The 19,113-nt window shown below is 71.9% G+C and carries 17 protein-coding genes; 8 read left to right on the top strand and 9 right to left on the bottom strand.

The window, feature by feature from the left end; all coding sequences use genetic code 11:
- Positions 1–186 precede the first annotated feature (186 nt).
- The 5 genes from D7147_RS11635 (at position 187) to D7147_RS11615 (ending at position 7,434) form a co-directional block, all read left to right on the top strand.
- Positions 187–1,602: a cytochrome ubiquinol oxidase subunit I gene (locus D7147_RS11635; protein ID WP_120676569.1), complete on the top strand. Its 1,416-nt coding sequence runs from the start codon at positions 187–189 to the stop codon at positions 1,600–1,602.
- A gap of 15 nt (positions 1,603–1,617) precedes the next feature.
- On the top strand, positions 1,618–2,616 hold the full coding sequence (cydB, locus tag D7147_RS11630; RefSeq protein ID WP_120676566.1) for a cytochrome d ubiquinol oxidase subunit II: 999 nt from the start codon (positions 1,618–1,620) through the stop codon (positions 2,614–2,616).
- Between the two features lie 227 nt (positions 2,617–2,843).
- Positions 2,844–3,872 carry an NAD(P)H-dependent flavin oxidoreductase gene (locus D7147_RS11625; RefSeq protein ID WP_233563083.1) on the top strand — a complete coding sequence of 343 codons (1,029 nt, stop codon included), beginning with the start codon at positions 2,844–2,846 and terminating at the stop codon, positions 3,870–3,872.
- A gap of 381 nt (positions 3,873–4,253) precedes the next feature.
- Entirely contained in the window at positions 4,254–6,491 is a 2,238-nt protein-coding gene (locus tag D7147_RS11620) for a xanthine dehydrogenase family protein molybdopterin-binding subunit (protein WP_120676564.1), read from the top strand.
- A 97-nt stretch (positions 6,492–6,588) separates the two neighbouring features.
- Positions 6,589–7,434 carry a patatin-like phospholipase family protein gene (locus D7147_RS11615; RefSeq protein WP_120676562.1) on the top strand — a complete coding sequence of 282 codons (846 nt, stop codon included), beginning with the start codon at positions 6,589–6,591 and terminating at the stop codon, positions 7,432–7,434.
- Positions 7,435–7,506: 72 nt separating this feature from the next.
- On the opposite strand, the gene D7147_RS11610 is transcribed toward D7147_RS11615, so the two are convergent.
- Together D7147_RS11610 and D7147_RS11605 are read right to left on the bottom strand one after the other, a co-directional pair.
- The gene (locus D7147_RS11610) at positions 7,507–8,208 is read right to left on the bottom strand and encodes a hypothetical protein (protein WP_120676560.1); all 702 of its coding nucleotides are present in this window, start codon (positions 8,206–8,208) and stop codon (positions 7,507–7,509) included.
- Positions 8,209–8,433: 225 nt separating this feature from the next.
- Complete coding sequence (locus D7147_RS11605; protein ID WP_120676558.1) at positions 8,434–9,270, bottom strand: patatin-like phospholipase family protein; 837 nt, start codon at positions 9,268–9,270, stop codon at positions 8,434–8,436.
- Between the two features lie 75 nt (positions 9,271–9,345).
- Between D7147_RS11605 and D7147_RS11600 the strand changes: the two genes are divergently transcribed.
- Entirely contained in the window at positions 9,346–10,074 is a 729-nt protein-coding gene (locus D7147_RS11600) for an SDR family oxidoreductase (RefSeq protein WP_120676556.1), read from the top strand.
- A gap of 56 nt (positions 10,075–10,130) precedes the next feature.
- Here the strand turns inward: D7147_RS11600 and D7147_RS33380 are convergent, their stop codons facing one another.
- Entirely contained in the window at positions 10,131–10,256 is a 126-nt protein-coding gene (locus D7147_RS33380; RefSeq protein WP_267900760.1) for an MFS transporter small subunit, read from the bottom strand.
- Positions 10,253–11,674: an OFA family MFS transporter gene (locus tag D7147_RS11595; RefSeq protein ID WP_120676555.1), complete on the bottom strand. Its 1,422-nt coding sequence runs from the start codon at positions 11,672–11,674 to the stop codon at positions 10,253–10,255. Before D7147_RS11595 ends, D7147_RS33380 begins: the two co-directional genes overlap by 4 nt.
- A 196-nt stretch (positions 11,675–11,870) precedes the next feature.
- On the opposite strand from D7147_RS11595, the gene D7147_RS11590 reads away from it, so the two are divergent.
- Positions 11,871–12,656, top strand: coding sequence for a class I SAM-dependent methyltransferase (locus D7147_RS11590; RefSeq protein ID WP_233563101.1), 786 nt, complete (start codon positions 11,871–11,873; stop codon positions 12,654–12,656).
- Between the two features lie 49 nt (positions 12,657–12,705).
- A complete protein-coding gene (locus tag D7147_RS11585) occupies positions 12,706–14,340 on the top strand; it encodes a beta-N-acetylhexosaminidase (RefSeq protein ID WP_120676551.1) in 1,635 nt (544 codons plus the stop codon).
- A 69-nt stretch (positions 14,341–14,409) separates the two neighbouring features.
- Here D7147_RS11585 and D7147_RS11580 read toward each other — a convergent pair whose 3' ends face one another.
- The 5 genes from D7147_RS11580 to sigJ all read right to left on the bottom strand — a co-directional run bounded on the left by D7147_RS11580 (position 14,410) and on the right by sigJ (position 18,897).
- Entirely contained in the window at positions 14,410–15,267 is an 858-nt protein-coding gene (locus tag D7147_RS11580) for a hypothetical protein (protein ID WP_147434555.1), read from the bottom strand.
- Between the two features lie 361 nt (positions 15,268–15,628).
- Complete coding sequence (locus D7147_RS11575; RefSeq protein ID WP_120676548.1) at positions 15,629–16,630, bottom strand: hypothetical protein; 1,002 nt, start codon at positions 16,628–16,630, stop codon at positions 15,629–15,631.
- A gap of 210 nt (positions 16,631–16,840) precedes the next feature.
- Positions 16,841–17,299 (bottom strand): carboxymuconolactone decarboxylase family protein, encoded by a 459-nt coding sequence (locus tag D7147_RS11570; RefSeq protein ID WP_199734148.1) that lies wholly within the window; start codon positions 17,297–17,299, stop codon positions 16,841–16,843.
- A 101-nt stretch (positions 17,300–17,400) separates the two neighbouring features.
- Positions 17,401–17,892 (bottom strand): cupin domain-containing protein, encoded by a 492-nt coding sequence (locus tag D7147_RS11565; protein WP_120676543.1) that lies wholly within the window; start codon positions 17,890–17,892, stop codon positions 17,401–17,403.
- Between the two features lie 114 nt (positions 17,893–18,006).
- Positions 18,007–18,897, bottom strand: coding sequence for an RNA polymerase sigma factor SigJ (sigJ, locus tag D7147_RS11560; RefSeq protein WP_120676541.1), 891 nt, complete (start codon positions 18,895–18,897; stop codon positions 18,007–18,009).
- Positions 18,898–19,113: the final 216 nt, after the last annotated feature.

Below are 19,113 nucleotides of genomic sequence, written 5' to 3'. Positions count from 1 at the left end.
AGGTCGCCACGTCACCCGCCGGGCGACGGCGAGCCCGCCTTGATCGACAATGGCCTCCTGCGGCCCGGCGAGGGTGACCAGGGTCATCGGTCGCGCGGCGAATCGGGGGCCGGGTCGCCGCCGAATCATCTACGACGGGAAGTAGTATTTACTACGTCCCGTAGTACCGACAGCTGGAGGTTCCCGGTGGACGCGTTGGACGTCGCCCGCTGGCAGTTCGGTGTCACCACCGTCTACCACTTCCTCTTCGTACCGTTGACGATCGGCCTGTCCGTGCTGGTCGCCATCCTCCAGACCATGTGGGTCCGTACCGGCAAGGAGCGGTACCTCAAGCTCACCAAGTTCTACGGCAAGCTCTTCCTGATCAACTTCGCGATGGGTGTGGTCACCGGCATCGTGCAGGAGTTCCAGTTCGGCATGAACTGGAGCGACTACTCCCGCTTCGTCGGCGACGTCTTCGGCGCCCCCCTCGCCATCGAGGCGCTGGTCGCCTTCTTCCTCGAGTCCACCTTCCTCGGGCTGTGGATCTTCGGCTGGGACCGGCTGCCCAAGCGCCTGCACCTGGGCGCCATCTGGGCCGCGGCGATCGGCAGCAACCTGTCCGCGTACTTCATCCTCGCCGCGAACTCGTTCATGCAGAACCCGGTCGGCTACCGGATCAACCCCGACACCGGCCGTGCCGAGCTAACCGACTTCGTCGCGATGCTCACCAACAAGGTCGCGCTGGTCACCTACCCACACACCATCGCCGGCGCGTTCCTGGTGGCCGGCTCACTCATCGTCGCCGTGGCCCTGTGGCACCTCATCCGCAACCGGGACACGACCGACACCCCCACCTACCGCTTCGCCGCCAAGTTCGGCTCCTGGGTCACCCTGATCGCCGCCGCCGGCGTGCTCATCACCGGCGACACCCAAGGCAAGATCATGACCGAGGTGCAGCCGATGAAGATGGCCGCCGCCGAGGGCCTCTACAGCACCGAGAGCCCCGCCTCGTTCTCCGTACTCACCGTCGGCAGCCTCGACGGCAGCCGCGAACTCTTCGCCATCAAGATCCCGTACCTGCTCTCCTACCTCGGCACCGGCGACCTCAACGGCACCGTGCACGGCATCGACGACCTGCAGGCCCAGTACGCCAGCCAGTACGGCCCCGGCAACTACGCGCCCATCATCCCGGTCACCTACTGGAGCTTCCGCTTCATGATCGCCTTCGGGATGACGGCGGCCGCGATCGCCCTGCTGGTGCTCTGGACCCACCGCAAGGGCCGCGCCCCGCGCAGCAAGTGGCTGCTGCGCGCCGGACTGCTCATGCCGCTGCTGCCACTGGCCGCGAACGCCTTCGGCTGGATCTTCACGGAGATGGGCCGCCAGCCGTGGATCGTCTTCGGCGAGATGCTCACCCGCGACGGGGTGTCCCGAAGCGTGTCACTGACCGAGGTGCTCACCTCGTTCACCGCGTTCACCCTGATCTACGCCACCCTCGCCGTGGTCGAGTTCCGACTACTCGTGCGCTACGCCAAGGCCGGCGTCCCCGACCTCACCGAGCAACCCGAGAACGACGACAGCCACGACGACGCCGAGCGCCCGCTCGCGTTCGCCTACTGACCCGGGGAGCGCACCATGGAACTCACCACCATCTGGTTCCTGCTCATCGCCGTGCTCTTCACCGGCTACTTCATCCTGGAGGGCTTCGACTTCGGCGTCGGCATGCTGCTGCCCGTCCTCGGCCGCGACGACCGGGAACGCCGCGTGCTGATCAACACCATCGGCCCGGTCTGGGACGGCAACGAGGTCTGGCTGATCACCGCCGGCGGCGCCATGTTCGCCGCCTTCCCCGAGTGGTACGCCACCATGTTCTCCGGCTTCTACCTGCCGCTGCTGCTGATCCTGCTCGCCCTGATCGCCCGCGGCGTCGCCTTCGAGTACCGGCACAAGCGCCCCGAGCCGTCCTGGAAGCGCCGCTGGGACGCGGCGATCTTCTTCGGCTCACTGGTGCCGGCGCTGCTGTGGGGGGTGGCGTTCGCCAACATCCTGCGCGGCGTACCGCTCTCGGCCGACCACGAGTACGTCGGCGGTCTGCTCGACCTGCTCAACCCGTACGCCCTGCTCGGCGGCGTGACCACCGCCGCGCTCTTCCTCACCCACGGGGCGGTCTTCGTCGCGCTGAAGACCGTCGGCGACATCCGCGAACGCGCCGGGAAGCTCGCCGTGCGGGTGGGCGTCGGCGCGGCCGTGCTGGCGGTGGCGTTCCTGGCCTGGACGCTGAACATCCGCTCCAGCACCACCGCCGTCGCGCTCGCCGCCGCCGCGGCGCTCGCGCTGCTCGGCGGGCTCGCCGCCGCCCGGGCACGGCGGGAGGGCTGGGCGTTCGCCGGCACCGCGGCGGCGATCGGCCTGGCCGTGGCGACCCTCTTCGCGGCGCTCTTCCCGAACGTGCTGCCCTCCACCCTGGACGCGGCCGGCACGCTGACCGCCACCAACGCCGCCTCCACCCCCTACACCCTGAAGATCATGAGCTGGATCGCGGTGGTCTTCACCCCGATCGTGATGGCCTACCAGGGCTGGACGTACTGGGTGTTCCGCAAGCGCATCGGCGTGGCGCACATCCCGCAGCACTGACCACCGCCGGCCCGCCCGTTCCCCGGGGCGGGCCGGCGGTTCCTGCAGCCAGTGCGGTGTCCAGGAACGTTGGCGGTGTCGCGGCGAGGTCCAGGCGGCGGTCCGGCAAGGCGGAGCCTGACCTGGATACCGGTGTTGTATCCAGGTCAGGCTCCAACGCGGCCGGTCGTCGTCTGGGCCCGGCGCGGCCCGGTGAACGTTCCTGGACACCGCACTAAGGTGAGCCGGTGACCGGTGAGCCCTGGACCCGCCTGCTCGAAAGCGCGTCGCCGATCGTCGGCGCGCCGATGGCCGGCGGAGCCAGCACCCCCGCCCTGATCCGGGCCGTCACCGCGGCCGGCGGCTTCGGTTTCCTCCCGGCCGGCTACAAGACCACCGAGGCGCTCGCCGCCGACCTGGCGGCCACCGACACGCCGTGCGGGGTGAACCTCTTCGTGCCCGGGCCACCCGAGATCGACGAGGCCACCTTCCGCGAGTACGCCCGGCGCATCGCCGCCGAAGGTGAGCCGTACGGCCTCGACCTCGCCGACGCGCCGCTCATCCACGACGACGACCACTGGTCCGACAAGATCGACCTACTGGTGCGGCAGCCGGTGCCGGTGGTCAGCTTCACGTTCGGGCTGCCCGACCCGGCTGCGCTGGCCGCGCTGCGTCGCGCCGGCACCCGGACGCTGGTCACCGTCACCTCCGTGGCCGAGGCGCGCGCCGCCCGCGACCTCGACGTCGACGGGCTCATCGCGCAGGGCACCGAGGCCGGCGGGCACAGCGGCGTCCACGACCCCCGCCGGCCGGCCGCGCCGACCTCCACCCGGCCGCTGGTCGCCGACGTGGTCGCCGCCACCGGTCTGCCGGTCCTCGCGGCCGGCGGGGTGGCCGGCCCGGACGACGTCCGCGACCTGATCGAAGCGGGCGCCAGCGCCGTGGTCGTGGGGACCCTGCTGCTGCGCACCGACGAGAGCGGCGCGAACCGGACCCACCGCGACGCCCTCGCCGACCCGGCCCGCGCCAGCACCGTCGTCACCCGCGCCTTCACCGGCCGGCCCGCCCGAGGGCTGCGCAACACGTTCATCGACCGGTACGAGGCGGCCGCGCCGCTCGGCTACCCCGAACTGCACCACCTGACCCGGGGCCTGCGCGCGGCGGCCGCCGCCGCGGGACAGCCGGACCGGGTGCACCTGTGGGCCGGCACCGGCTACCGCAGCGCCACCACCGGCCCCGCGGCCGACGTGATCGACCGCCTCACCTCCGCGCTCTAGCCCGCCCGCGCACGGCCTGCGCGGGTCGGCGGCCGGCGAATCCCGACTCTCCTGCCGCCCTCGAACCGTTCGGCAGCTGATCCGTCGCTTGCCGCACGGCAGCCGCGACGTTATCACCCGATATGTACCCGTTCTCACCTACGCTGGGTGTCACGGAGTTGACAGGGATGATCTGGGCACAACCAGCCGGTGAGCAGAGAGGCGTTTGCGACTGCCCGCCCGCGAGCAGTTGCAGCCCGCCGTCTCGCACGGGACGAACGCATTCAAGATCAAGCTGGCCCGCCGAACGATCGTTCGGGCGCTGGAGACCGTCACCGAGGACGGGTTTGCAGCGGCCCGGCCACATCGGCGGCCAGGTCGGCGCGGGAGAGGGAGGGCGGGATGAGTCCGGCGATCGGTGCCACGCTCAACCGGGTCGACGGTCGGGCCAAGGTCAGCGGTTCGGCGCGCTACACCGCGGAGATCTCACTGCCCGGACTCGCGCACGCTGTGCTGGTCGGGGCCCGGATCGCCAACGGACGGGTCACCCGGATCGACACCGACGCGGCTGTCGGGGCCGCCGGCGTGATCGCCGTGCTGACGCACCTCGACCTGCCCAAGGTCGCGACGCAGCCGAGGCTGTTGCCGTCGCTGTTCGGGCTGGCGGCGCCGGGAGAGAGCTTCTTCCCGATGCAGGACGACGCGGTCCACTACGCGGGGCAGCCGGTCGCCATCGTCCTCGCAAACACGGTCGAACGCGCCGAGCACGCGGCCAGCCTGCTCCGCATCGACTACGCGGAGACGCCGGCCAGCACCGTGCTCGACCAGGTGCGGGAGCAGGCGTACGAGCCGGAAAAAATCTTCGGCGGGCTGGTCCCCGGCCGGAACACCCGCGGCGACGTCGCGGCGGGGCTCCGCGAGGCGGATGTCCAGATCGACCAGACCTACCGCTTCGCCGCCAACCACCAGAACCCGATAGAGGCGTCGGCCACGACCGCCGTGTGGGACGACGTCGGGCGGGTGACACTCTACGACTCGACCCAGGGGCCGACCGCCACCCAGCTCACCGTCGCCACGCTGCTGGGCCTGTCCCCGACCGAGATCAAGGTGATCAGCGAGTTCGTCGGCGGCAGTTTCGGATCCAAGGCGATGGTCTGGCCGCACGCCACGCTGGCGGCGATGGCCGCCCGTCAGATCGGCCGGCCGGTACGGCTCGCGCTCAACCGGGAGCAGATGTTCCATTCCTGCGGCCACCGGGAGGAGCAGGAGCAGCGGATCACCCTCGGTGCCCGGTCGGACGGGCGGCTGCTCGCGTTGCGTCACCACAAACTGGCCATCACCTCGCCCTTCGACGACTGGGCCGAGACGTCGCTGGAATCGCCCGCGATCCTCTATCCGATCCCGAACTACGAGGGCATCTACCGGCTGGCCCGAGGCAACACCATCACACCGACCTTCGTGCGCGGCCCCGGCGAGGCGACCGGAATGTTCGCGTTGGAGAGCGCGATGGACGAACTCGCCCAGCAGCTCGGGATCGACCCGCTCGAGCTGCGCCTGCGCAACCTCGCCGACGTCGACCCGTCCACCGGCCACCCCTGGTCGAGCAACGGGCTGCGGGAGTGCTACCAGCGCGGCGCAGAACTGTTCGGCTGGTCACGACGAGACCACGCCCCGGGTACCCGGCGCGACGGCCACCTGCTGATCGGCACCGGAATGGCCGCCGCCGCGTACCCCCACGTGGCGCCGCCCAGCCCGCAACGCGCCCGGGCCCGGCTCTACAGCGACGGCAGTGCGTTGATCGAGGCGGGTGTCTCCGAGTTCGGCACCGGCGTGATCACCGCGATGACGCAGGTCGGCGCCGACGGCCTCGGGCTGCCGGTGGACCGGGTTCGGTTCGTGGGCGGCAGCAGCGAGATGCCCAACATCGCTGCCGCGGTGGGGTCGGCCGGCGCCGGTGCCGTCAGTGCCGCGGTCCACCTCGCCGCCACGACGCTGCGCGACCAGCTCATCGCCCAGGCGGTCGGCGACGAGAAGTCCCCGTTGCACGGGGCGCATCCTGACGCGGTCACGGTCGAGGACGGCCGGATGCGGCTGCGCGACCGCCCCGACGTCGGCGAGAGCTACGCCGAGATACTGGGCCGCACGTTCACGCCCGATACGGAGGCGATCGGCGTCTGGATGCCGCCGCCGCCGGACCCCGGATACGGCATGCACACTTTCGGTGCGCAGTTCGCCGAGGTCTCCGTGGACGCCGACCTCGGTCTTGTCCGGGTGCGCCGCATGGTCGGGGTCTTCGCTCCTGGCCGGGTCCTCAACCGCAAGACCGCGCACAGCCAGCTGATGGGCGGGATGCTCTGGGGGCTCAGCCAGGCGTTGCTTGAGGCGACGCACATGGATCCGCGTCTCGGCCGCTGGGCCAACCCCAGCTTCAACGACTATCTGGTGCCGGTCAACGCCGACGCGCCCGACGTCGTCGTGGACACCGTCGAGGTGACCGACACGGTGGTCAACCCCCTCGGCGTCAAGGGCGTGGGGGAGATCGGCATCGTCGGTGCCGCCGCGGCGATCGCCAACGCCGTGTACCACGCCACCGGTCGCCGGGTACGCGAGCTGCCGATCACCCTCGAAGATCTCCTCTGACAGACGCAGGCGCCCGGCGGGTCACGGCCGCCCCGGCGCTGGAGACCGCCGCCCTGTCCGCTGATCCGGTGTCGACCCAGGAGAGGGGACGACGGCGATGCGACGGGCACTCGTGCTTGCCGGTGGCGGAGTCGCGGCCATCGCCTGGGAGCTCGGCGTACTGCTCGGCGTTCGGGACGAGGCGCCCAGGCTGGATCCGGACCTGCTGGCCGCAGACGTCATCGTGGGCACCTCCGCCGGGTCCACCGTCGCGGCACAGATCACCAGCGGCGTCGATCTCGCGGCGCTCTACGACCGTCAGCACAGCGAGACGTCCAGCGAGGTCGCGGTGGACGTCGACCTCACGGAGCTGCTCGCGCGGTTCGCGTCGGCGACGGCCGGGGCCAACTCGGCGCCGGAGGCCCGCCGGCGGATCGGCGCGCTGGCCCTGGCCACGCCGACCATCGACGAACCGGTGCGCCGGGCGGCCATCGCGGGCCAACTGCCGTCGCACGTCTGGCCCGACCGACCGGTGCTGGTACCGGCCGTCGACGCCGAGACCGGCGACGTGTCGCTCTTCACCCGTGAGTCCGGCGTGGACCTGGTCGACGCGGTCACCGCGAGCTGTGCCGTGCCGGGAGTGTGGCCACCCGCCACGATCAACGGACGCCGGTACGTCGACGGCAGTGTCCGTTCCGGCAGCAACGCCGACCTCGCGGCCGGCTGCGACCGGGTGCTGGTGCTCACCCCGACGTTGCCCGACGCACCGCAACTTCGGGGCAGCCTCACCGCCGAGATCGAGCGGCTGAACCCGGCGCAGGTACTGGTCTTGTACGCCGACGAGCCGTCGCTCACGGCGTTCGGCACGAACCTGCTCTCCCCGGCCACCCGGCGCCCCGCCGCGCGGGCCGGACGGGCGGTCGGCCGGGACTACGCCGCCGAGGTCACCCGCTTCTGGGCCTGACCGTCGCGCGCAGCTGCGGGTGTACCCGGGAGGACTCTCCCCGGGCACCCGCGGCCGCGCCGACCACGTCGCTCAGTTCGCCTCGCGCAGCTCCGCCAACCGGGCCTCGATCTCCGCCAGCTCGGCGCGCAGCTTCTCCGCCTGCTGCTCCGCCTCGGCGCGCTCGGCCGCGAGGATCTGCTCGACCGCCTCGTGCACCCCCGGCACGTCGACCAGCGCCACCATCCGCAACGCCTCCGCCGGCTTCACCACGTACGGCTTGGCCAGCGCCTTGCTGCCCTGCTGCGCCGCCACCGTCCACTCGCCGTCGGCGTAGGCGAGCGTCACCGTCAACCCGGCCGGCCCCTTCGGCTTCGCCACCTTCGTCGCCCGCCGTGCCGGCTTGGCCGCCTCGACCGTCTCCACCCTCGACTCCTCACGTGGCGCCGGTCGCGGCGCCGGCACCCGGTCCAACACGAACTCCGGCTCCGCCGGCGCGGCGGCCGGCTCCGGTTCCGGCTGCGGTTCCGGCTGCGGCTCGACCGTCTTGCGCCCCGCGCCGCGCGGCGCCACCGCCACGTCGGCGGGGGAGAAGGGCAGCTCGTCGCGGCCGAACCGGACGACGACGAACTCGTCCGACTCGGCCGGATCGGTCAGCTCCACCACCTGACCGACCTGCCCGGCGATCTGCCCCGCCGCGGCGGTGAACACCACCTTCGGCTTACGGCCCGCCGCCAACGCCTCCCGGAAGGCGCGTACGTCGTCTTCGGACAACCCCTGGTCAGCGGCACCCATCAGCAACCTCTCCCGTACACCTGTTTGATTCCTGCCTTGATACCAGCCCACTGCGACAGCGCGAACAGAGGGGACCCACCCGCCCGGGTCGCCTCCACTGTGGACCATGATGATCCGCCCGCTTCGCGGGCCCTCCGTCCCCGCCGAGACCCGCCGTCGGTGGCGTCACCGCACGTCGCGCCGAGGCGCGCCGCGCTCGCCCGAGCCCGTCCGGTCGCGGGCGGGTCAGTCCCGCCAGACGGCCGCCACCTCACCGGCCACCGCGTCGGCCTGCGCCCGGCCGGCCCGCGCCGCCCCGGCCCGGCGCGCCGGATCCAGCACGTTACGCCCGATCGCGGCCCGCGCCGCCGCGTCCGGCGACACCACGGCCACCCGCGCGCCCTGCGACCGCAGCGCCGCCACCTGCGCCGCCAGGCGCGGCATCGGACCGAACGCCGCCGTCGTCGGCGCGAGCACCACCACCCGCCGCGCCCCCACCGCCAGGTCCGCGTTCACCGGTGACCGCATCCCACCGTCGACATAGCGCCGGTCGCCGATCGTCACCGCAGGCCACACCCCGGGCACCGCGCAGCTGGCACCCACCGCGTCCACCAGCGACACCCCGGAGTCGGCGTCGAAGACCACGAACTCACCCGAGCCGGCGTCCACCGCCGTCACCAGCAGCCGCCGCGACGGCCACTCCCGCACCGGCAGCCGAGACTCGATCACCGCACGCCGGGACGCCTCCGACGGGACCCGCGCGGCCAGCGCCATCGCCCCGATCCGCGCCCGCGCCCGCACCGCGTCGCGGGTCCGCGCGCCGGCCCACGCCAGCCGCAGCACCGCCGCCGGCCCGAACCGCGCCGCCACCTCACCCCGCGCCGCGGCGAGCTGCGCCGCGTACGACTCCTGCACCGGCCGGCCCGAGCGCAGCTGCGCGCCGACCACCGACCCCGCCGACGTGCCCACCACGAGATCCGCCTCCGACAGCGGCACCCCGTGCTGCGCCAGCCCGGCCAGCAGCCCCCACTCCCAGGCCACCCCGGTCACCCCGCCGCCGCCCAGCACCAGCGCCCGTTCCATGTGATCATCCCCTCCGTACCGTCCCGCGCCGGCCACGGTAGCGTCGCAGACACCACTGCCGGCAGGGGAGGAACGTTGAACCCGGTCACTGTCATCACCGGCGGCAGCCGCGGTATCGGCGCCGCCACCGCCCGTCGCCTCGCCCTCGCCGGTCACGACATCGCCTTCGCCTACCGGCGTGACCACGACGCGGCGGCCGCCGTCCTCGCCGACATCGAGGCCGCCGGCCGGCGGGGCGTCGCCGTGCCCGCCGACACCACCGACGCCGACGCGGTCACCGCGCTCTTCGATGCCGCGGCCGCCCTCGGTGAGCTCACCGGGCTGGTGAACAACGCCGGTGTGACCAGCCCGATCGGCCCCTTCGTCGACCTCGACCCCGCCGACCTGCGGCGCGTCGTCGACGTCAACCTCATCGGCTACGTGCTCTGCGCCCAGCAGGCGGCCCGCCGGATGGGCCCCGGAGGCGCCGTCGTCAACGTCTCCTCCGCGGCGGCCACCCTCGGCAGCCCGAACGAGTACATCCACTACGCGGCGGTCAAGGCCGCCACCGACACCTTCACCGTCGGGTTGGCCAAGGAGCTCGCCCCCCGCCGGATCCGGGTCAACGCCGTCGCCCCCGGCATCATCCGCACCGACATCCACACCATCTCCGGGGTGCCCGACCGCGCCGACCGCGCCGCCGGTCGGATCCCGCTGGGCCGCGCGGGGGAACCCGACGAGGTTGCCGCCGCCATCGCCTGGCTGCTCGGCCCCGACGCCTCGTACACCACCGGCACGGTGATCCGGGTCTCCGGCGGCCTCTGACCTCGCCCGCCACCACGGGTGGCCCGGGACCGCCCGGCCCCGGACCACCCGTGCGGTCAACTCGTGAACAACTTCGCGGCGGTGATCACCGTCTGCGCGACCCCGTACCCGAGCAGCACCGACACCACCAGCCAGGAGATCCACAGCCGAGCCCGCTGCCCGTGCCCACCGACCTCGTTCATCGCGTGCCACTCCTCTCCGCAACCGCCTGCGCGTCCTGGTCCGGGCCCGCATCCGGGTCCGCTCGTTCGTGGAACCGCTCCGGCACCGGCCGGACCAGCAGGTTCGCGACGAACCCGACGGCCAGCACCCCGACCATCGTGAACAGCGCCGGCCGGTACGCCGCCGCCGTCAACGTGCCCGGCTCGCCCTGCGCGTCGAGGAACCCGTTGACGATCAACGGGCCGGCGACGCCCGCCGCCGACCACGCCGTCAACAGCCGGCCGTGGATGGCGCCCACCTGGAACGTGCCGAACAGGTCACGCAGGTACGCCGGCACGGTGGCGAACCCACCGCCGTAGAACGACAGGATCACGCACGCCAGCAGCACGAACAGCGCCGTCGCCGCGTGCCCCACCACGGCCAGCAGCGTGTACAGCACCATGCCGACCCCCAGGTACAGCAGGTAGATCGGCCGGCGGCCGATCACGTCCGACGTGGAGGACCAGACGAACCGACCCGCCATGTTGAACAGCGACAGCAGACCCACGAAGCCACCCGCCGCGGCGACCGACACCGAGGAGACGCCGCCGTCGCGGAAGAAGTCCTGGATCATCGGGCTCGCCTGCTCGAGGATGCCGATCCCGGCGGTCACATTGCAGAACAACACCACCCACAGCAGCCAGAACGACCTGGTCTTCACCGCGTTCGCCGCGGAGACGTTCGCCGTGGTCACCAGCGGCTTCGCCGCCACCTTCGCCGGGTCGAACCCGGCCGGACGCCACTGCGGCGCCGGCACCCGCACGTTGAACACCCCGAACATCATGATCAGGAAGTAGCCGACGCCGAGCGTGACGAAGAGCCACACCAGCGCGGCCCCGGACGCCGTCGACCCCGCGTTCGACGGGTCGTAACCGCTGTCGTAGAACGACAGCAGCTGCCGGGACAGGGGAGAGGCCACCATCGCCCCGCCACCGAAACCCATGATCGCCAGACCGGTCGCCAGACCCGGCCGGTCCGGGAACCACTTGATCAGCGTGGAGACCGGGGAGATGTAGCCGATGCCCAGACCGATGCCGCCCAGCAGCCCGTACCCCAGGTACAGCAGCCACAACTGCCGCGTCGCGATCCCCAACGAACCGACCAGGAAGCCGGCCGCCCAGAAACACGCCGACACGAACATCGCCTTGCGGGGGCCGTTCGCCTCCACCCACGTGCCCGCCACCGCGGCGGACAGACCCAGCATCACGATCGCGATGCTGAAGATGACCCCGATCGCGGTCTGACTGGTGTCGAAGTGCGCGATGAGGGAGTTCTTGTACACGCTTGTCGCGTAGACCTGCCCGATACAGAGATGGATCGCCAGCGCCGCCGGTGGTATCAGCCAGCGGCTGTAACCCGGCGGCGCGACGGTGTGCCGACGATCGAGTGCGGAGAGCATGCCGCAGCGTCCCTTCGGAAGAAGATGAGATCGCTTCCCTTCATCCCCCCGACGACCGTCCACGGGAAACCGATCATCGCCGGGCGGTCGCTGCGGTGAGCCGAACGGTCGACACACCGGACACCGCCACCCCGGCGACCCTCACTCCACGTCCGTCCACCCGGCCCCGAGCCGTGCCACGATGACGAGCGTGAGCATGCTCTTCGGTCAGGTCGCCGACACCTACGACGACGTACGCCCGGAATACCCCGACGGCATCGCCGAGGTGATCCGCGACTACCACGGCGGCGTCCCGCGGCGCATCGTCGAGGTCGGCGCCGGCACCGGCAAGGGCACCCGCGTCCTGCTCCGCCTCGGCGCGCCGGTCACCTGCCTCGAACCCGACCCGCGAATGGCCGCCCTGCTCACCGCGAACCGGCCCGAGGTGACCGTCCGCGCCGAGACGTTCGAACAGTGGAGAGCACCCGACGGCGGCGTGCCGCTGATCGCCGCCGCCCTCGCCTGGCACTGGCTCGACCCCGCCACCCGCAACCGGCGAGCGCACGACGCGCTCACCCCCGGCGGCACGCTCGCCGTCTTCGCCCACAAGTACGGCTACGCCGACCCCGTCCAGTCCCGCGCCATCGACGCCGCCCTGCGCGCCATCGACCCCGACGTCAAGGACCGGCCCGCCGGCTGGTTCCACCTCGACATCACCGCCAGCGGCCTCTTCACCGACGTACGATCCGACACCGTCGACCGGGACCTGGCCCTCTCCACCGACCGCTACCTGGACCTGGTGCGAACCTTCGGTCCGTTCCGCCAGCACCCCGTCGACCAGCAGGAGCGAGCCCTCACCGCCGTGCGCTCCCTCGTGGACGGCTTCGGCGGTCGCATCGTCCTGCGGCTACGCACCAGCCTGGTACTGGCCCGCCGTCCCCACGACGCCACCCCCGCGACACCACCGAGCCCGCCGGAACAGCGGGGGAGCAACACACGATAAGGAAGGTTTACAGTCCACGGCGGACCCCGGTAGCGTGCGAATCCGATCGATGACCACCGATCACGACGAGCACCAGGAGGTGTCCGTGCGCCACCGCCACACCCTCACCCGGCTCCTCGCCGCAACCGCCCTCGCCCTACCACTGGCCCTGCCCGCAACCCCCGCAGCCGCCGCACCCACCGCAACACCCACCCGTCAACTCGACGACGTGATCCCCGCACCCGTCGAAACCCGCCCCGACCCCCGAGGCACCTTCACCCTCAGCCCGCTGACCGTCATCCGCACCACACCCCACTCGGCCGCCGCCCGCCAGATCGGCAGACAACTCGCCGACACCCTGCGCCCCGCCACCGGCTACCCGCTGCCCGTCCTGCCTGTCCCCGCCACCCCGCTGCCCGAAATCGCCCTGCTCATCGGCGGTGCCGGCAGCCGCGTCGGCCAGGAGGGCTACCAACTCGACGTCACCCGCCACCGCGTGACCATCCGCGCCAACACCCCCGCCGGCCTCTTCGCCGGCACCCAGACCCTGCGCCAACTGCTCCCCGCCCAGATCGAGGCCGCCCAGCGGCAACGCACCACCTGGGCCGTACCCGGCGGACGCATCATCGACTACCCCCGCTTCGCCTACCGCGGCGCCATGCTCGACCTCGCCCGGCACTTCCACACCGTCCCCGAGATCAAGACCTACATCGACCTGCTCAGCCAGTACAAAATCAACTACCTGCACCTGCACCTCAGCGACGACCAGGGCTGGCGCATCCAGATCGACTCCTGGCCGAGACTCACCACCGTCGGCGGCGGCCCTGGCACCGGCGTCGACGGCGTCGGCCCCGGCTACCTCACCAAGGACGACTACAAAGCCGTCACCGCCTACGCCGCCGCCCGGCAGATCACCATCGTCCCCGAGATCGACATGCCCGGGCACACCAACGCCGCCCAGTCCACCTACGCCGAACTGAACTGCGACGGCGTCGCACCGCCACCCCGCACCGACATCGCCGTCGGCTACAGCTCACTCTGCATCGACGACGAACTCACCTACCGCTTCGTCGAAGACGTCATCCGCGAACTCGCCGAGATCACCCCCGGCCCGTACCTGCACGTCGGCGGCGACGAGGCCCACGCCACCACCGACGAGGAGTACGCCACCTTCATGCGGCGCGTACTGCCCCTCGTCAACAAGTACGGCAAACGCGCCTACGGCTGGAACGAGGTCATGCAGGTCGACCCGGCCAGCGACGTCATCGCCCAGTACTGGGGCACCGGCACCACCAACGCCGACCTCGCCGAGGCCGTCGCCCGCGGCAACAAGGTCGTCATGTCACCCGCCAACAAGGCCTACCTCGACATGAAGTACGACCGCAACACCCCGCTCGGCCTCTCCTGGGCCGCCTACATCGAGGTACGCGACGCCTACGACTGGGACCCCGCCCAACGCGTCACCGGCGTCGGTGAGGACGCCCTCCTCGGCGTCGAAGCGCCACTGTGGTCGGAGACCCTGCGCAGCATCGACGACATCGAGTACATGGCCTTCCCGCGGCTACCCGCCATCGCCGAACTCGGCTGGTCGACCGCCGCGAGCCACGACTGGGAGTCCTTCCGCGCCCGACTCGGCGAACAGGCCCCCCGCTGGCGCCTGCAACAGGTCAACTACTACCCGTCCCCGCAGGTGACCTGGTCCTGACCCCACCCACCGCCGCAACGACGGGCGGCCCCCAGGCCCACCGGCCCGGGGGCCGCCCAGCACACTCGCTCAGCAGCCCGTCCACCGCACCGCGGTGACCCGCCCGTCGTTGCGGAAACCCACCACCGTGCCGTCGTCGGCGATCGCCCGCGCACCCACCCCGCGCGCCCCGTCCCGCGGCAACTCCCGGGCCGCAGTGCCCCGCACCACCCAACCCGCGCCGACCGCCACCCCCCGCGCGTTGACGTCGTCGAGCAGCAGAACCTGCCGGGCCAGCGCCGTGTACGTGCCCGTACGCAGGTCCCACCGCACCGCGAACTGGTCACCGTCGACCAGGTCCACCCGGCCGACCGCCCACCGCCCCTCGGCCGCGTCCACCTGCACCGAACGGGCCTGCGGCACACTCAACGCGCCGTAGCCGCCCCCGGGACGCCGCACCCAACCCGTCCAGTCGACCGGGCCGCCCGCCGTACCGACGATGCTGCCGTTGCCGGTGATCCCCGCCGCCATCGCTCCCGCCGGCGCGTCCAGCCGCTCGATCGTCCCCGGCCGCGCCACCGGCCACCGCACCGCGAACGTCGCCTCCGTGGCGCTGTCATAGCCGTAACCCACCACGTCGCCCCGCGCGTTCACCGCGGTAACGAAGACCCCGCCCGGCAACGTCGGCAGCCGGGTGAAGACCCCGTTCCGGTACGTCCACGGCTGGCTCCGGCCCTCCTCCTGCCCGTTGCCGACGACCAGGCCGCGGGAGTTCACGTCCACGACACCCTCACCGAACGGGGACGTGACCGCGCTCAACCGGCCCCGGTCCCAGACCAGCACGACCGACTCGGTGCCCTCCGCCGTCGCCCGCAGACCCCCACCGGCGACGTACCGGCCGCTGCGGTCCACCGCGTACGCCTCGGTGCGCACCAAATCGGCTGGCACCGGCAGCGACTGGATCGTGCAGGGCAGGGTCGGACGGCCGAAGGCGCCGGCCGGGGACGCCGACGCGACGGACACAGCGGCGAGTAGACCGGCGACACCAGCCGCCAGCCGAGCGCGTTCGACGAAACGAGGCATCGATCCTCCAGAGTCCAGGGGTGGGCCCGATGCTCCCACCAGAGGCCCACCCCACGCGCCGGTAGCCGACTGTCGGATCTCGGACGCAACCAGGAGCATCGCGTCAGGCCGCACCGCTCGCCCGGTGGCCGCCCTCGTCGGTGACGATGGTGCGCCGAGCGTGCCGGACGCCCGGCGCACCTTTCCGCTTAAGCCGCTGGCTGGCGACCTACGGCCTCCTGAACGCTCAGCAGCCGGTCCAGCGGACCGGCGTGACCTGACCGTAGGAGTTGCGGAAGCCGACGATGGACCCGTTGTCCGCGATCGCCCGGGTGCCGACGCTCGTCCTCTCCCCGCTGCCCGGCAACACCCGGGAGGTCGCGCCCACGCTGACGCGGTCGCTGCCGACGGCCACCCCGCGGGCGTTCACATCCTCAAGCCACGGCAACTCCGCCGAGAGTTCGCTGTACGACCCGTCCCGGAGGTTCCATCGGATATTGGCCGGGCTCATGCCGCCAAGGTCGGCCTGCCCGACAGCCCACTGACCCGCGGCAGCGGCGGCGAACGCGATCCGGGCACCCGGCACGGTCAGCGGCTCGACCGTGCCATCGGGCCGCCGGAGCCAGGTGGTCCACTCGTCGAAGGCCCCCGCGGTGCCCACGACGGTGCCGTCGTCGTTGATTCCCTCCGCCACCGCATCGGCGGATGCATCGAGCACCTCCACGGTGCCAGGCCGGGCCGCCGGCCACAGCAACGCGACGGTCCCTCCCGTCTGCGGGTCCTGGCCGGTGCCGACGATGTCGCCCGCCCGGTTGATCGCGCTGACCCGGGCACCGCCCGTCGGGGGCAGCGGCAGCGGCTCGACCTTCCCACCGCGATACCGCCACGGCAGACCGGTGCCGTCGCCGTAGCCGTTGCCGATCACCACACCACGGGCGTTGACGTCGGCAACGGTGTCGACGATCGGGGACTCCACCGTGGTGAGCTCGCCCCGCATCCAGATCAGCAGCAGCGGCTGACTGCCGGTGTCGGAGACCCGCAGCCCGGAACCGGCGATGAACCGGCCGGTCGGGTCGATCGCGTCCGCCGTGGCCCGGGAAGCGTCGGCGGGGTACGGCAGCGCGCTGATGCCGCAGAGCGCGGTGGCCCCGTGGGACGCGGCTGCGGCAGGCGTGGCGCCGGCGACCGAGGCGGCCAGCAGACCGGCGGCGGCGCCGGCAACGAGAGTACGTCGAGCGATCCTGTTCATTCTGTCTCCCCGTGTGGGTCGGTTGCCCGTTGTGGACATGCCGTTGACACACCCGGAGCCGGCATCTGGTTGCACCTGTCGGTTCCCCGACCCGCCGACGTGGGGGAGAAGCCACCATCCCGGTACGCAGAACGGGCGCGACAGCGCGCGCTCACCCCAGGTCGCGCGGAGCGACCCGGGGTGAGCGCATGCTGTCACCCACCGCCGACGTCAGTTGCCGACGCGGTACCGGCTGGTGATCGCGACCCGGTTGAAGGCGTTCATCACGGTCACCAGCCAGGCGACAGCCGAGACCTGGTCCGCGGTGAGTACGGCCGCAGCCGCATTGAAATCGTCGTCGCTGACATGGCCCTGCGGCACGAGGGTGATCGCCTCGGCCAGACGCAGAGCGGCCCGGTCGGTCTCGGAGAAGTAGTCGGTCTCCGCCCACGCCGGCAGCACCGCGATCCGGTCAGGGCTCTCACCCTTCTTCAAAGCGGCACGGGTGTGCATGCGCAGGCAGAACGCGCAACCGTTGATCTGGGAGGTGCGCAGTCTCAGCAACTCCACCAGGAGCGGGTCGAGGCCTGCCGCGGCGGCGGCCTCGTCCACCTCCGACGACAGAGCGATGAGGGCCTTGTAGGCCGCCGGGTGCTGCTCGCCGATATTGACACGCTGCATTTCGGTCATGATTCCTTCGATCCGTTCGAGTGATCAGCGCCTCTCGGGCGCCTCTTGGTGGCCCAGAACGCGGCTCCTGCGACGTGACGCCGCCGGCTGCGTGCCCCGCGCTATGGCTTCGGGTCCTCGACCTTGAGCTTGTCCCCGGTGTCGGAGACGAAGACGACCAGGAGCTTGGCCGGCTCGGTCCGGCTGGCGTTCTCGGTGAGGACGTGGTGCGCGCCCGGCCGCTCGAACCAGTTCTCACCCTGCTGGTAGGTGGTCACAGGCTCGTCGTCGAGCTTGCTGCGCACCGTGCCTTCCAGGACGTACGCGTAGACGAACGCCTCGCCGTGCCGGTGCGGCGCCGCGCTCGCGTTCGGCGGAAGTTCGACGACCGCCGAGGTGAACGTCTTGCCCTCCACCCCCGGAAGAGCCTGCTGGAGCAGCGGTTTCAGGGATTCGGCAGGGCGCGCTGACGCCGATGCCGCAGTCGTGGTCGGTCCTCCGGCACGGGCGGGCGGGTCAGAGGCCGAGCAGGCGGTGGCCGTGGTCAGCGCGGCGACAGCCAGCAGACCGGCGGCGACACCGGCGTACCGGCCTCGCACAGTGGTGGCGTGCATACAGGTCCTTAATGGGAGGGGCGACCCGAGCGCCTGGCCGGCTCGCGCGTATTCCTTCGTCGCCCGATTGCGTTCTCATCAGGGAGACGAGGTAGCCCCTCCGGGTGTGACAGCTCAGACGCGCGCGAGTTTGTCCGGGTTCATCACCCTGCGGTACGCGCTGATCAAACCGTCCGTGATCTGCACCGTGTCCACGGACAGGACCCGGCCGTCCCGATGGAACACGAGGGCGAGCTCCCCACCGACCTCGGCGAACTCGATCCGATCCGGGCGCCACAGGCGTCCCGTACGCACCATCACCTCGGCGACGCGCACCCCGCCGCGGATCAGCTTGCGCGCCGCGGACGCCTTGCCGCCGCCGTCGGTGACGTAGACGGCGTCCGGGTGCAGGAGCCGGACCAGGCCGGCCAGATCCCCGGCCTCGTAGGCGGCCCGGAAGACCCGCAGAACACGTTCACGCTCGGCCTTCGACGCCCGCGGCGTGGACTGCTTCGCGCCGGCCACCCGCCGTCGGGCCCGGGAGGCGAGCTGCCGGGCACCGGGGACCGAGACGCCCAGAACCTCGGCGATCCGGCCGAACTCCAGACCGAAGACATCGTGCAGGACGAAGGCCACCCGCTCCGGCGGGCTCAGCTCCTCCATGATCAGCAGCATCGCCGAACTGACGGACTCGTCGACCAGCACCGGCTGCGACGCGTCCGGCCCAGTCAGCAGCGGCTCCGGCAACCACGGCCCGACATAGCTCTCCCGGCGCACCCGCGCACTCTTCAGGATGTCGTACGACCGTCGCGCGGCCACCGTCACCAACCAGGCCCGCAGATCACCGACCGCCCCGAGATCCGCCCCGGCCGCCCGCAGCCACACGTCCTGGGTCACGTCCTCGGCGTCGGCGACACTACCCAGCAGCCGGTAGGCCACCCCGAAGACCGCCGGACGGTGCCGCTCCCACTCGCCTCCGAGCGGGTCCGCCTGCTCCGGCCGTCCGGTCCCGTGCCAGTCGTCCATGCAGCTCGCAGCCTCCTCCAGCTCCCGAATCCAGCGTAACCAGCCGAACTCGCGATCTTCGAAGACAGCTCCGCGGGAGCGAGCCCGCCTCCAACCGTCGCCCCCCCCGGCAACTGAAAGGCCACCTCCGGGCAGCGAACGCGGGGGAGAGGTGCTCAACGGAGGTCGGGAAGCAAATCCCGCCCGCCCTGCGGCACGGCCGACTCCATCGATCCG

This window comes from Micromonospora musae (assembly GCF_003626545.1).
Taxonomy (GTDB): Bacteria; Actinomycetota; Actinomycetes; order Mycobacteriales; family Micromonosporaceae; genus Micromonospora; species Micromonospora musae.
Note: the sequence above shows the minus strand (reverse complement) of the source record. Positions and strands in the feature narration are given on the sequence as shown.

What these genes read in the sequence shown, in the direction of transcription:
- D7147_RS11590 (WP_233563101.1), top strand. Translation starts at nt 11,871, where the DNA reads ATGCTCTTCGGTCAGGTCGCCGACACCTACGACGACGTACGCCCGGAA.
- D7147_RS33380 (WP_267900760.1), bottom strand. Translation starts at nt 10,256, where the DNA reads ATGAACGAGGTCGGTGGGCACGGGCAGCGGGCTCGGCTGTGGATCTCC.
- D7147_RS11575 (WP_120676548.1), bottom strand. Translation starts at nt 16,630, where the DNA reads ATGAACAGGATCGCTCGACGTACTCTCGTTGCCGGCGCCGCCGCCGGT.
- cydB (WP_120676566.1), top strand. Translation starts at nt 1,618, where the DNA reads ATGGAACTCACCACCATCTGGTTCCTGCTCATCGCCGTGCTCTTCACC.
- D7147_RS11620 (WP_120676564.1), top strand. Translation starts at nt 4,254, where the DNA reads ATGAGTCCGGCGATCGGTGCCACGCTCAACCGGGTCGACGGTCGGGCC.
- D7147_RS11565 (WP_120676543.1), bottom strand. Translation starts at nt 17,892, where the DNA reads ATGCACGCCACCACTGTGCGAGGCCGGTACGCCGGTGTCGCCGCCGGT.
- D7147_RS11610 (WP_120676560.1), bottom strand. Translation starts at nt 8,208, where the DNA reads ATGGGTGCCGCTGACCAGGGGTTGTCCGAAGACGACGTACGCGCCTTC.
- D7147_RS11605 (WP_120676558.1), bottom strand. Translation starts at nt 9,270, where the DNA reads ATGGAACGGGCGCTGGTGCTGGGCGGCGGCGGGGTGACCGGGGTGGCC.
- D7147_RS11570 (WP_199734148.1), bottom strand. Translation starts at nt 17,299, where the DNA reads ATGACCGAAATGCAGCGTGTCAATATCGGCGAGCAGCACCCGGCGGCC.
- D7147_RS11595 (WP_120676555.1), bottom strand. Translation starts at nt 11,674, where the DNA reads ATGCTCTCCGCACTCGATCGTCGGCACACCGTCGCGCCGCCGGGTTAC.
- D7147_RS11585 (WP_120676551.1), top strand. Translation starts at nt 12,706, where the DNA reads ATGACCACCGATCACGACGAGCACCAGGAGGTGTCCGTGCGCCACCGC.
- sigJ (WP_120676541.1), bottom strand. Translation starts at nt 18,897, where the DNA reads ATGGACGACTGGCACGGGACCGGACGGCCGGAGCAGGCGGACCCGCTC.
- D7147_RS11615 (WP_120676562.1), top strand. Translation starts at nt 6,589, where the DNA reads ATGCGACGGGCACTCGTGCTTGCCGGTGGCGGAGTCGCGGCCATCGCC.